General features: G+C 36.2%; 13 protein-coding genes. 6 read left to right on the top strand and 7 right to left on the bottom strand.

What is annotated here, in order from left to right:
• Nucleotides 1-163 precede the first annotated feature (163 nt).
• From ppc to AC2TFD_RS08220, 4 genes are all read right to left on the bottom strand, one after another.
• Nucleotides 164-2,923 (bottom strand): phosphoenolpyruvate carboxylase, encoded by a 2,760-nt coding sequence (gene ppc, locus AC2TFD_RS08235; protein ID WP_335567545.1) that lies wholly within the window; start codon nt 2,921-2,923, stop codon nt 164-166.
• 141 nt (nt 2,924-3,064) lie between these two features.
• Nucleotides 3,065-3,514, bottom strand: coding sequence for an SRPBCC family protein (locus AC2TFD_RS08230; RefSeq protein WP_335517840.1), 450 nt, complete (start codon nt 3,512-3,514; stop codon nt 3,065-3,067).
• Between the two features lie 103 nt (nt 3,515-3,617).
• Nucleotides 3,618-4,790 carry an aminotransferase class I/II-fold pyridoxal phosphate-dependent enzyme gene (locus AC2TFD_RS08225; protein ID WP_484675414.1) on the bottom strand — a complete coding sequence of 391 codons (1,173 nt, stop codon included), beginning with the start codon at nt 4,788-4,790 and terminating at the stop codon, nt 3,618-3,620.
• Nucleotides 4,791-4,939: 149 nt separating this feature from the next.
• Nucleotides 4,940-5,539 carry a hypothetical protein gene (locus AC2TFD_RS08220; protein WP_335517836.1) on the bottom strand — a complete coding sequence of 200 codons (600 nt, stop codon included), beginning with the start codon at nt 5,537-5,539 and terminating at the stop codon, nt 4,940-4,942.
• A 333-nt stretch (nt 5,540-5,872) separates the two neighbouring features.
• Between AC2TFD_RS08220 and AC2TFD_RS08215 the strand changes: the two genes are divergently transcribed.
• Nucleotides 5,873-6,451 carry a hypothetical protein gene (locus AC2TFD_RS08215; protein WP_484675413.1) on the top strand — a complete coding sequence of 193 codons (579 nt, stop codon included), beginning with the start codon at nt 5,873-5,875 and terminating at the stop codon, nt 6,449-6,451.
• A 70-nt stretch (nt 6,452-6,521) separates the two neighbouring features.
• Here the strand turns inward: AC2TFD_RS08215 and AC2TFD_RS08210 are convergent, their stop codons facing one another.
• Nucleotides 6,522-6,716 (bottom strand): IDEAL domain-containing protein, encoded by a 195-nt coding sequence (locus AC2TFD_RS08210; protein WP_484675412.1) that lies wholly within the window; start codon nt 6,714-6,716, stop codon nt 6,522-6,524.
• Nucleotides 6,717-6,905: 189 nt separating this feature from the next.
• Between AC2TFD_RS08210 and AC2TFD_RS08205 the strand changes: the two genes are divergently transcribed.
• Genes AC2TFD_RS08205 through AC2TFD_RS08185 form a run of 5 tightly spaced genes read left to right on the top strand, consistent with a single transcriptional unit; the run spans nt 6,906 to nt 11,389 of the window.
• Nucleotides 6,906-7,754 carry a hypothetical protein gene (locus tag AC2TFD_RS08205; protein ID WP_484675411.1) on the top strand — a complete coding sequence of 283 codons (849 nt, stop codon included), beginning with the start codon at nt 6,906-6,908 and terminating at the stop codon, nt 7,752-7,754.
• Between the two features lie 25 nt (nt 7,755-7,779).
• Entirely contained in the window at nt 7,780-8,484 is a 705-nt protein-coding gene (locus tag AC2TFD_RS08200) for an ABC transporter ATP-binding protein (protein WP_335516963.1), read from the top strand.
• Nucleotides 8,481-9,218 carry an ABC transporter permease gene (locus AC2TFD_RS08195; RefSeq protein ID WP_484675410.1) on the top strand — a complete coding sequence of 246 codons (738 nt, stop codon included), beginning with the start codon at nt 8,481-8,483 and terminating at the stop codon, nt 9,216-9,218. The genes AC2TFD_RS08200 and AC2TFD_RS08195 overlap by 4 nt, the downstream gene beginning before the upstream one ends.
• Nucleotides 9,219-9,236: 18 nt before the next feature.
• Nucleotides 9,237-10,706 carry a sensor histidine kinase gene (locus tag AC2TFD_RS08190; RefSeq protein ID WP_484675409.1) on the top strand — a complete coding sequence of 490 codons (1,470 nt, stop codon included), beginning with the start codon at nt 9,237-9,239 and terminating at the stop codon, nt 10,704-10,706.
• Nucleotides 10,703-11,389: a response regulator transcription factor gene (locus AC2TFD_RS08185; RefSeq protein WP_335516972.1), complete on the top strand. Its 687-nt coding sequence runs from the start codon at nt 10,703-10,705 to the stop codon at nt 11,387-11,389. Before AC2TFD_RS08190 ends, AC2TFD_RS08185 begins: the two co-directional genes overlap by 4 nt.
• Before the next feature lie 72 nt (nt 11,390-11,461).
• Here the strand turns inward: AC2TFD_RS08185 and AC2TFD_RS08180 are convergent, their stop codons facing one another.
• Nucleotides 11,462-12,304, bottom strand: coding sequence for an ABC transporter permease subunit (locus tag AC2TFD_RS08180; protein WP_335516975.1), 843 nt, complete (start codon nt 12,302-12,304; stop codon nt 11,462-11,464).
• Nucleotides 12,297-13,208, bottom strand: a complete 912-nt coding sequence (locus tag AC2TFD_RS08175; protein ID WP_335516978.1) for an ABC transporter ATP-binding protein — start codon at nt 13,206-13,208, stop codon at nt 12,297-12,299. Before AC2TFD_RS08175 ends, AC2TFD_RS08180 begins: the two co-directional genes overlap by 8 nt.
• Between the last annotated feature and the right edge of the window lie 63 nt (nt 13,209-13,271).

Genomic DNA, 13,271 nt, shown 5'->3' with positions numbered 1-13,271 from the left:
ATATCTGGCTAAAATATATCATGATGAACACCGAGGATTTTGTCGAATCCTGCCAAAAACGAATGAATGTTCATTCATTCTTCAAAAATTCATAAATTGTTCAAAACTGATCTTCTAACAAAATAAAAAACCGCACCTCCCTGAAGGGGTGCGGTTTTCAATATCAACCTGTATTACGTAATCCTGCTGAAATTCCACTAATCGTGAGAAGTACTTCAGTTAATAATTCTTCAGATGGCTCGTCCTGTGTTCGTAAATGCTTAATTAATTCAACCTGTAAGAAATTTAATGGATCCACATAAGGATTTCGACGATAGACTGAGTCCTTAATGTTAGGTGTGTGATCTAACAATTCTTTATCACCTGTAATTTTCAGAAGAATTTCTTTCGTTCTCTCATATTCTTCAAGGATGTTCGAAAAAATCCTCTCAGCAATTTGCTGATCTTCTACAAGTGATAAGTATTCTTTCGCTGTTGTGATATCAGCTTTCATTAAAGCCATTTGGAGATTATCAATTGTTGACCGGAAGAATGGCCATTTTTCATACATTTGCTTTAATTGCTGTAAATTTTGTTCACTTTTTGAAGCAAAGCTTTCTAATCCAGTCCCTGCTGCATACCATCCAGGCAGGAGCTGTCTGCTTTGTGTCCATGCAAATACCCATGGAATCGCTCGTAAATCTTCAAAACGACCACGATTCTTTCGGCTCATTGGTCTTGAACCAATGTTTAAATCACCGATTTCTCTTAATGGAGTTGCTTCATTGAAATAAGTTAGGAAGCCTGGATCTTCAAATACAAGTGAATGATATTTCTTTTGGGCAGCACTGGAAATCTCTTCAATAACCGACTCCCATAATTCATCCCTCAAGTTTCCAGGCTCTGCCTCTTTGGATACACGGGCTGTTGCCAGTATAAGTGTCGAAGTGGCTTGTTCCAAGCTTCGATAAGCGATGTCTTCAAGCAAATATCGGGAAGAAAGTACTTCACCCTGTTCGGTAATTTTCACTCCATCTCCTATGGTTTCTGCTGGCTGCGAAAGGAGACTTTTGTTTAATGGGCCGCCGCCGCGTCCAAGTGAACCGCCGCGTCCATGGAAAAACTTCAAACCTATTTGATATTTGCTTGCCATCTCATGAATTTCAAGCTGCGCTTTATACAACTTCCAGTTAGCTGTCAACGTACCACCGTCTTTACTTCCATCTGAATAACCAAGCATGATTTCTTGTTGGTCGTTCATTACTTTCAAATGGTTACGATAGACTGGCATTTGGAATAAAGTTTCCATGATTTTAGGTCCTGCTGTTAAATCATCAATCGTTTCAAGCAGCGGAGCCACATTTAATTGGCTTTCAAGCGTTCCATCCGCATGTAGTCGATAAATTCCTGCCTCTTTAGCCAATACAAGAACTTCAAGTAGGTCACTTGGAGATTTTGTCATACTGACTAGATAAACGGAAATGGAGCGCAAACCGAATTCCTTTTGTGCATTTCGAATCATCTGAAACACCTGAATCATTTGCTGTGTTTCTTGCGAATAATCTTCATTTAATAAAAGAAGCGGTCGTGGGTCCTTTAAAATACCTTCCAATATACTCATCTTTTCTTCTTCAGAAAGCTGAGCATAATCTTCCGCGATACCTACTTTACGCAGGATTTCTGTCATCGCTGCCTCATGCTCCCCGCTATGATTTCGTATATCGAGTGTAGCCAAATGAAAGCCGAAAAGCTGTACCTGACGAATCAACTTTTGAATGGTTTTTAATTCATGGTCTGCAGGATGATGATTTTTTAAACTTCTTTTGATTACGTATAAATCTTCTAACAATTCTTCGGATTTACGATAGCCTAAATCAGATTTACCCACTTCTTTTAATCGTTCAATAATAATAGCAAATTTACGTCGATAAACTTCTGTTTTAACTGGCCATTTCCTATCCTCTGGTAAGAACTTGTCCTCTTCTTCCTCTAAGTTGTGGATTATTTCTTGACTAACTTCTACTCTAGTTGTGGAATGACTGTAGCGTTTCATAAGATCGATAAGGACATTTTTATATTTTTTTATGACCAGCTTTCGCTGCTTGCGTAAGGTCTCCCAAGTGATCTCAGGAGTAACGTTTGGATTGCCATCCCGGTCGCCGCCAATCCACGATCCAAACCTTAGAAAATTAGGGACATCCCATTCATTGTCAGGATAATTCTTTTCCAAACAATCTTCTACTTCACGGTGAATTTCCGGAAGAACTTCAAATAGCGTTTGATCAAAGTAGTACAGCCCGTTCCGCACTTCATCTAATACAGTCGGCTTATTATGACGCAGTTCATCTGTCTGCCATAGAATCGTAACTTCATTAAACAAACTTTCTTCTAGCTTCCTGCGTTCACTTACTGTTAACAAAGGATGATCAAGCTTTTTTAATACCGCTGCAATACGTTGTTGTATTTCTAAAATGGATCGCTTCGATGCCTCTGTAGGATGCGCTGTAATGACTAATTCAAGTGACAATTTATTTATAACATCTTGAATCATATTCTCACTGATCTGGTTTTCCTTTAGAGATTGAAATGCACTCTCGATGGAATCTGGCTGATTAGTATCGACTTCTAGCTGGTATTGGCGTCTTCTCCGAATGCGATGATTTTGTTCGGCAATGTTTATCAAATGAAAATACATAGAAAATGCTCGGATTACCTGCATTCTCATTGGGCTGCTGAGATCAGCAATCTCATGCTTTAATTGAGAATAAATTTCCTGATCGAAATGAATTCTAAGTGTTTTGCTCATCAGACGGATTTTTTCAACCTTATCTAATAGTTCAGTCCCACCATGACTGACAAGGATTTCACCAAGAATTTGACCAAGTAATTTAACATCGCGGCGAAGTGGAAGACTGCTGTCGTTTACCTTTAATTCTGTATTCATGCTTTCACCTTCCCTGTACTAGTTAATAATTAAATTTTTATTTTTATTAATATAACATAATTTTTAGTCATTTGTTAAAAGTTTTTTTAATTATTAAAAAAAGCAATCCAGAATTTACCCCGGATTTGCCTGTTTTAATCTTTATCTTTGGCTAAATTCTTCAAGCTTTGATGAGATGGCCGCTGTCACTTCTTCTGTTGATTTGGGCACCGCGTTTTTAAAGAGCGAATTTGCCAATGAACCTAATGGACCACTTGCATTAATTTCAAGAAATCCAATCAGTAAAGTTTTATTCTTATTAATCGCTTGGGCTTCAAAATAACCTTCTCCAATATATTTTTCATTGGTACGCTTTAATTCAAAGCTTACCCTGGCTGGTTCATTCCACTCTTTAATATCGATGACTAAACTTACCTTTTTTTTCATTATGCCAAGGTCGCTTTTAAATTCCCAGGTAATTAAGTGATCATTTATTCTCTCATGCTTAATATAACCGGGTACGAGTGGGGCCCAATTATTTTCATCCCTGATGAAGTCCCAAATTACATTTATGGGGATAGCTAATTCTATTTGTTGCTTTTCGCTCGGCATCTGTTATCCCTCTTTCGTTTCAAATGTAAAAGACCTTCAAGTGGCCGAAGGTCTTTTTTTAGATTTATATGATTAATCGTACGGTAATAGAAGGAGGGATTTTTTATTTAGGCTTTGCCAAGAATTTGTGAATCCTTTCTGCTGCTTCCGAAAGTCTCTCTGCTGGCTGTACTAATGCAATTCGGACGTATCCTTCACCTTGTTTTCCAAATGCATCACCAGGGATTACAGCTACTCCAGTGTTATTAATTAATTCAAAAGCGAATTGTCTTGATTTCCATCCTGCAGGGATTTTGGCCCAAAGAAACATCGTTGCGGGCGACTTTGATAACTTCCAGCCGCTTTTTTCTAGGCCAGCCATTAGTGTATCCCTGCGAAACTCGTACTCTTTCACCTGCTCTTGCAGGAGTGTGTAATCTGATGTAAGAGCAGCAGTGGCTGCTTTCTGAATCGGATAAAACACCCCATAGTCAATTTGTGATTTAAACATTCCCAGGATATTTAGAGCCTGTTCGTTACCAACAGCATATCCAATCCGACAGCCTGCTAAATTGAAAGTTTTAGATAGTGAATTAAATTCTATTCCCACTTCTTTCGCCCCTGGAACAGACATGAAACTAATCTGCGGATTGTTATCGAAAATCAATTCTGAGTAGGCAAAATCATGAACAACTAAAATATTATGACGTTTAGCAAAATGGACAACCTCTTCAAAAAAGCTGCTATCAGCCAAGACAGGTACAGGATTGCCCGGATAACTAAGAATCATCATTTTTGTCTTTTCCAAAATTGGCAGTGGTATATCATCAAGAACCGGCAGGAAGTTATTTTCAGCTAATAAGGGTAAAGGAAACAGAACACCACCGGCAATGGTAACACTAGCCTCATAAATAGGATAACCAGGGTCTGGTACTAATACATAGTCTCCTGGGTTAATGATGGCGGTTGCTAAATGAGCAAGTCCATCCTGTGACCCCATTAATTGGAGAACTTCATGTTCTGAATCGATGTCTGCTGCGTAACGCTGCTTATAGAAGAATGAAACAGCCTCATGAAATTCTGGTATTCCTTTCAAGGTATATCCGTAATTTGCTGTGTCACTTGCATATTTTACAAGTTCTTCAACAACAAATGCTGGAGGCGGTAAATCAGGGCTTCCGACACTTAAATCAATGACATCCAGCCCCCTGTTTAGGGCTTGTCGTTTAAGATCAGCTACCTCCTGAAATATACTTGCTGTTAATTTTTGAACTTTCATAGAAGCTGTAAGATTCATAGATTATCCCCTCAATCAAATATTTAAATGCAAATATGGTATTTCATTAATTATTTTAGCAAAATTTCAATTCTTAATAAAATTCTAAAAAGAGACAAAAAAATTAGAGAAGACGTGTATTTTTAAAAACACGTCTCCTCTAGTTTAACCTATATTACTTCTACCCTATCAGTGCTGAAATCGCGATAATAACTTGAGTGAGCTAACTCGTTCATATCCCTATTTGTCACAGCAAAGTAAGCTGATAATTTCCCCTCATACATTAATTCCAAAGAAGAGGACTCTTTGATGTCATCTGGAGTAACAAGCGAAAGCGGCTTTTGTTTATTGATCTTTACTCCGGATTCCTCAAGAAGAGCAGCAACAAAATGTGAGCAAAAGAATGCATTTTTCCGATCTAACTCTAAATTGAACAGAACAGCAAAAAGACCTAATAGATTGTAGCGATATTCCCCTTTATTTTTTTCAATTTCATCAATCTTTTGACAAATCTTATCATACTGTTTCTCTGATATAGTACAGCAGTAAATAGCACAATCAGCATTCCGAAATATTCCGCCGCGGATATTCTCCCTTACAAAGCCGGCTAGAAAAGGGTTCCGTGGTCTTTTTCTTCCAAAGCTATAAACATCCCAAAGTTGATCATCTAGTGCAATGGAAGCATGATTATGCGGCTTCTTAGTATATAGTTTTATAATTTTTGTTAAGACTGTCCCAGTATCAGTAAGAAGTACGTAAATCTTCCTCATCCTATATTCCCCCTTCATTTATCTATAGGAAGGGATTTATTTCGCATCATCCCTTGATTATTTTCTCATTCGCCCACTTAAAATAGATCAATAGTATCGTTTCTATTTATATCATACAGCGTAGAACTGCCGTTATAAACAATCTTGAGAATTATCTTCCACTAAGACCTCAGACTTATCTTAAATGTGATTACTCTTAATGCTCATATATTATAATTTACTAAATATAATTCCTCATAGAAACACATTTTTCCTGTTTTTTGATAAAAATTTCCCATTTTTAACATTTCAAGCATAAAATAATACATTCACTAATGATTAGGGGTGTAATAAATGGGATTATATATCAATAAAGGAAAACATCCTGCTGTATTTAAAAACAACCGAAAATTAACCGAACCAAATCAAAAGCTGCTGAGAAGGGATTATCTTACAGAACTAATAGACGAACAACAGCAGGCGAATGTTTCACTTATTAATGCTATCCAAGATATGAAGCATCAGTTTCTTAACCAAGAGGTCGTACAAGCCGGTCATTTGGATAAGATTACAAGCCAATTAAATGAGCTTAGAACAAGTAACCTAAGACATAAAGAATATGAAGAAGTAATTATTGATCTTTTAAAAACACAAGAACAGCTACAAATACAATTATCGGAAAAAATTAGTAAACATGAAGCGTTTCAGACAGAGGTATTAACTCGATTGGATCAACAAGAGGCATTGACCGAAAAAATTTTCCGGCAAATCAATCATATTCGCTCAATCCTTTTTGAGCGAACAAATTATTTGGCTGAAAAAATTGATGAGGGCTATAAAATGACCTCTTCTTATGTTTATAAATTGATGACTGGTTCTGAACAGCCAATTGCCTTTTATCTAATGAATAACAATAAACAAAAGAATAAATGAACAACAAAAGAAGCCCTTTCAAATGAGAAAAGGGCTTCCAATATGAGAATAATGTCTGTTAAGTAACATTCTATGAGATTTTCTTTAATTCCTCTGTTAACCGGAGGAAAGCTTGCTTATTTCTTTCTTGTAAGGAGATGTCGATTTCCTTACGGAGCACTTCTCTTCTAAATTCAATCAAGGCGTGGTTTAAAAACATTTCAGCAAGTGCAGAATCGTTGTTTTCATCTGTGTGTTGTGGTGAATTTAATAATCTCTTTTCCATGGAAATCAACTCCTTGAGCTTTTTTTTATTATACATGTAATTTTCTAAAAATTCAAATATTTTATTTATTTTAATTTAAAAATTTTCTTCCCCGTTAATTTAAGAAAAATTTAATAGTTTCTTTAGATTGCTTTTATAACTTCACAGTAGACTAGACTTGTATCAAAATCATGAATGGGGGCAAAGAAAATGAATAAGAAGCTTTTTGCAGCAATCGGGATAAGTGGAACGCTAATGTTAGGCAGTGTCTATTCAATTTCGGCAAATACATCTGGTTACGACCTTTACAAGGAGGCATTAAAGAAAACTCACACAGCTGATAGTGTGACTATGAATGTTCACTTTAAAATGGAAGACAACAACAAGTCGCTACTATCATCTGAGTCTGTTTTCAAGTCAGATTCAGAAAATCAAGTAAGCTCCATCTCCACTCGTTTATCCAATGAAACTGAAGTTAGCACGATGAACCTGTATAAGCAGGATGGGAATTGGTTTGTGATGAAAGACGGATTTGATACAGTTTATAAAATGGACACCTCTTCTCGTCCGCATCACAGTAATACTGCCGAACTAAAAGATGATTTTGAAAATCTGATTGATGTCATGACCAAAAATCTTCAACAGCAAATTACGGTATTAGAAAAACAAAATGGCAACCAATTCATTGAGCTCGATTTAACTGGGAAGGAAGTCCCTTTGACCGCAAATGCATTAAGTACTTTGATCATTAAACATGCAGTCATGATTCAGGACAATAGCGCAACTGAAAGCTCAGACTTTCACATTAAAGCAAAAGTACTAGAGCTGGATCATGACATAACCATTAAAAAAATTAAATTAACTGCACAGGTGAACAAGGAAAATTATATTGAAGAACAGACTGTCAAAGCCGTTGTGACTGGTAAAGATAAAACAGGTACGGGCCATGAATTAGTTTTAACGATAGACTTGAAGGTTACGGACTATAACCAAACAACTGTAGCTCCTGTTGAGATTCCTGAAGATATGGTAATTGAATTTAATCACGGTAAAAAATAAAGGTTATGAATAGAAGGTGACTAGTTTGGAAAAAGCAGTGGTTATTACCGGAATGACAAAACAATACCCTAATGGCAGAGGAATACAAAATATTAATTTAATTATTAATCAAGGAGAAATAATGGGGATACTCGGTCCAAATGGAGCTGGGAAAACAACATTATTAAAATGTATTACCGGTCTAAGTTCCCTGGATAGTGGGAAAGTCGAGTTATTTGGGGTTGACCTTCTTAATTATTACAAAGAGGCGATACGCCCTGTAGGAGCATTAATTGGACCGGCCGCCGCCTATGAAAATATGACACCTTATAAAAATCTCAAAATGATATCCCGCTTCTATTCCGGTGTATCCCCTTCTGATATTAAGGAAGTCTTAAACATAACAGGGTTAACGCCCTATAAAAATGAGAAAATATCTTCCTTTTCAATGGGAATGAAACAACGCTTTGGGATAGCCTCAGCACTCATTTCCAAGCCGCGTTTGATTATTTTAGATGAACCAACAAACGGTTTGGACATTGACGCTTTGCTGATGTTGAGAAAAACCATCCAGGAGATATCAAGCACTTCCGGAGTAACCTTTGTGATTTCCAGTCACCATATTTCTGAATTAGAAAAATTATGTGATCGTTTTTGTTTTCTCATACAGGGTCAGGTCTCATTTTATGAGGAAGGCAGCGAGCCGTTGGAAGATGTCTACATCAAAAAGGTGGGGGGCTTAGTAGGATGAACACAATCAAAGCAAATAGTCTTAATGAAATAGAAAAGCTGCTGGCAAAAAAGATAACCAAATTTGTTTTTTTATCTGCTTTGCTCATACCCATTCTTACTAAGCTCCTGGTAAATTATTTATTTATTACTGATTGGATGGCTTTACCAGCGGAAAACATTAACTTTACATTGTTAGATCTATTCTTGACCATTCTTATGCCTTTATTTATTTTTATTGCTGTAACAGATATGTTCACAGGTGAAGGAGAGTCTGGTACTTTATTACAAGTAAGGCCTATCAGTAGAATGGAACTTTACCTTTCAAAAATAATATCCATTAGTATTTTAAGCTTGGTTATTCTTTTAATTGAATGGTTGGCAGTAATCATTAGCAGCGCTGTTATTGATAAGACCTTTGAGTACACGATGATTCCAACAAGTTTTGGAGCCTTTTTCGTATCATGGTTTCCCATCATTTTAATCTCTATATTTGCTATCCTGTTGGCACTTTTTTTCAAATCTAGTGTTCTCGCTATTTCTAGTATGATTTTTATGTATTTGATGATGATATTTATTCCTTATATATTCCCTGCAACCATGTATCTCCTGCCTTCAACTTATTTGGATTGGTATATGCAGTGGCATAGTAATGTATCTATTCAATGGATTTTACAAACTGTCACCTATTTGTGCTCTTCCTTCGGATTGTTTTTTTCATTAGGCTATTATATGTTTAATAGAAAAGAAGCATAACTAAAGGATGTTAATCCAATGTCTATCAAACTTCGCCTGATCTTATCAAATATTGCGATGATAACGGTTCCTATCTTCTTGTTTATACTTACATCTTTACTATTGATGATTGTTTTTCTCGGTGACATCAGAGAAATGACCAATTTTTTACCTGAAAGTCACAATTACCATCAAACAAAGCAAACGGATACCGTGCTCTTCCTTGGTCTTAAGAAAAAATCAGCAGTTAATCCGGATGAATTGATGAGTCAAGAGTATTTACAATCCAAAAAACAGGATCTAATTGCCATTGATTCAGGTTTATTGATTCGAAAAAACAATGAGATATACTATTCAACTTCCGACCTTGAAAACGTGGATACGAAAAAGCTGCCGGAGTTTGGTACAGAAAGAAGCTTTCGCAACTTAGAAAAAATTGGTGATCAGACGTTTTCCATCAAACAGCATGATTTCTTCCTACAAGACGGCAGCGAGGTTTCACTCTTTTTAATGAGAGATGCCAGCCCTTGGAATAAGTTTGTAAGAACCTTTTTTCCTATTCTATTCGGAATCTGTTTATTGATTTTAATTGCAACAAATGGACTATTGGCTTATTTTGTTTCCAAGAGTATTATCAAGCCCATTAACCAATTAAAAAAAGCGGCTCAGTTTATAAAGAACGGAAATCTTGAGCATTCTATTCGGGCAACTAGAAATGATGAGATTGGGCAATTAACACAATCATTTGAAGAGATGCGGATTCAATTAAAAGAGTCTCATAAGATTCAAAAACAATATGAAGATAATCGTAAGGAATTAATTGCACATATTTCCCATGATTTAAAGACGCCAATAACCTCTATAAAAGGATATATAGAAGGTATCCGTGATGGAGTCGCAGATACACCTGAAAAGCGGGCACGCTATATTCAAACCATTTATACAAAAGCAGTGGATATGGATCATCTGATCGATGAATTATTCTTATTTTCGAAGCTGGATTTAGGCAAATTACCTTTTGATTTTGAGGTAATCGATATAAAAGATTATTTAACCGATTATTTCGAAGAATTAAGCTTTGACTTAAGAAAACAGAATGTAGATTTGAATTTTCAATTTTCACCAAATGGTGTTTACCATGTACTGGCTGATAGGGAAAAACTGAAACGAGTTCTCGCAAATATTATTAATAATAGCTTGAAGTATATGGATAAAGCTAAAAAGGAGTTAAAAATAACTCTCCATTCAACCGCTGAAAATGCAGAGATTTCCATCGCTGATAATGGACCTGGCATTCCCGATGAGTCAATTTCCTTCATCTTTAATCAATTTTACCGAGCAGAGCAATCAAGAAATAAATTAACAGGCGGAAGCGGTTTAGGTCTTTCAATAGCAAGAATGATTATTGAAGAGCATAATGGCGAGATACAATTAGAAAGTACACTTCTGATTGGCACAAAAATTACCATTCATCTTCCCCACCAAAGTCTAAAGGAGGCCTCATCATGAAGAAGATTTTGATCATTGAAGATGAAAAGAGTATTGCGGAGCTAGAACAGGATTATTTAGAGATCAACGGCTTCCAGACAGAAATGGCTCATACAGGGGATATTGGTCTTCAAAAGGCTATGTTACAGGATTACGATTTAATTTTACTTGACGTTATGCTCCCAAACATTGATGGGTTTGAAATTTGTAAAAAAATTCGAAGTCAGAAAGACGTACCCATTATTATGGTGACCGCTAAGAAAGAAGAAATCGATAAGATTAGAGGTCTTGGCCTAGGAGCAGATGATTATTTAGTAAAGCCTTTTAGCCCAAATGAAATGGTTGCCCGAGTGAAAGCACATATTTCCCGTTATGAGCGATTATCAATGAAACAAAATACGGAAAACCAAGGAATCTATATCCGTGGATTATTTATTGATAGGTCATCCAGAAGACTCTTTGTTAACAATCAAGAAATCACCTTAACTACAAAAGAGTTTGATGTACTCACCTTTCTAGCCTTGAACCCAGACCAAGTCTTCAGTAAAGACCACCTATTCGAGCGAATATGGGGCTACGACAGCAACGGAGACGTCTCAACCGTCACCGTCCACATCCGCAAAATAAGAGAAAAAATTGAACAAGACCCATCAAACCCAGAATACATCGAAACCGTATGGGGATCAGGCTATCGGTTTCATTAATTTTAGTGACAATTTTGGTGACAGGCACCACAAAAAGACAGTGTCCACCCCAGGTGGACACTTCTTTTTGTTTTAGTGAATTTGGCTTTGGAATAGTGTGTTGCGGTTGTTGAATTTTGTGACTAGTTTTATTAGGAAGAGGTTGGCTATTAAGAGACCTACTCCTATTACGAATAGAATGAATGGGCTTAGAAAAAAGAGGCCACTAGCTTGTGAAATGATTATTCCAACGATTGGTAATACTAGCAGCCCGCCAAATTGCTGGGCCTCTTGAAACGTTTTTACCTTTGCTGAGATCAATACATTTAAAATAATATTAAACATGACCAATAATGGAATTACCCAAAACATTAATATCATCCAAGTAGAATTAACATATAGGACCACTTCAAAATATGGATAGGTGATTATATTTACAATAATTAAACTGACAATAAATGAAGCAAATGAGATCCCTAAGGTTGGAATTAGAGAGGCAAGCACTTTACCAAGAAATAAATCGGTAATAGATATGGGTGCGAACAACAAAGTCTCTAATGTATTTCTTTCCTTTTCTCCTACAAAACTATTTGAAGAAGTAACCATTGAATTAATAATCGCTACCATTAAGAAAAAGGGAATCATCATAAAGGTTAAGAAAAAATAAACAAACTTATAGCCAATTGTCGGCAATGCTATGAGTGTATTTTTCATATCTCCACTTGGAAAGTTTTCAATAAAAGAATTTATAGGCTTTTCAATATCTTTTGAAGAAGTACCAACCATATCAAAATGAATCCCGAAATAGGCAATTCCAGCTGGAACAACGATACATAATAATAAGGCAACGATGATCATTGGAACCCAAACCTTTTTGGATGAAAAGGTTGCTTTCATATCTTTCCGCGCAATGGTTAAGACTGTAGCTTTATTCAAAGTCTTTCTCCCCCTTAATATTAAAATAAAGAGCCTCGAGACTTCTATTGGTAATTTCACAATTATGAACCCATGTTTCCTTAAGAATGTTGGCTAATAAAGGAGTGATCTGATCCTTTGAATCAAGGATAAACTCCAATTGGATCTGCCCCTTTCTACTGTACGGATACCCCATGTAAGTTTGACTAGCAGGCCTAAGGTCCGTCTCCACTAGAAATCTAATTTCTTTTAAGTACCTATCCTCCAATTCCTTCTTTGTACCTTTTTCTACGATCCTGCCTTCCTTTAGAAATAAATATGAATCACAAATGTTTTCAAGCTGGTGGAGCACATGCGAGCAAATCAGAATGGTTACTCCTTCTTCTTGATTTACTTTTCGTAAATAATGGATGACTTCATTAATTCCTTCCGGATCTAAACCATTTGTGGGTTCATCTAGAAATAGAAGCTGTGGATTATGCAATAAAGCTTTTGCAAGTGAGATCCTTTTTTTCATTCCTGTTGAAAAACTACCAACGTGTTGGTCCTTAAATGACAGCATATCAAACTGCTCCAGTAAATAAGTAATTCTATTTGAATCGTATTTTCCATATATTTTAGAGAAAAAGACCAGATTGTCCCATGCACTCATATCATGATAGAGGCTTGCACTTTCCGTAACAATACCTGCTCTTTTTCTAATTTCATCACCATGTTGTTTTGGATTAAAATTCAGCACGCTCATCCTGCCGCTGGTAGCCTCTATTACTCCATTTAACAAACGAATAATCGTTGTTTTTCCTGCTCCATTTGGACCAAGCAGCCCATTAATACTGCCTTCCTTAATGGTAAAAGAAACACCTTTTAATATTTCACGATTATTAAACTGTTTGCTTACGCTATCGACTTCAATTATATTCTTCAAGATTTCTCCCCCTTACCTCTATCCATATTTATAACGATTCATAATAGGTTTTCGTTCACGCAA

It is taken from the genome of Neobacillus sp. plas4 (assembly GCF_057221695.1).
The sequence above is the reverse complement of the archived record's forward strand: the minus strand, read 5'-3'. Positions and strand labels throughout refer to the sequence as shown.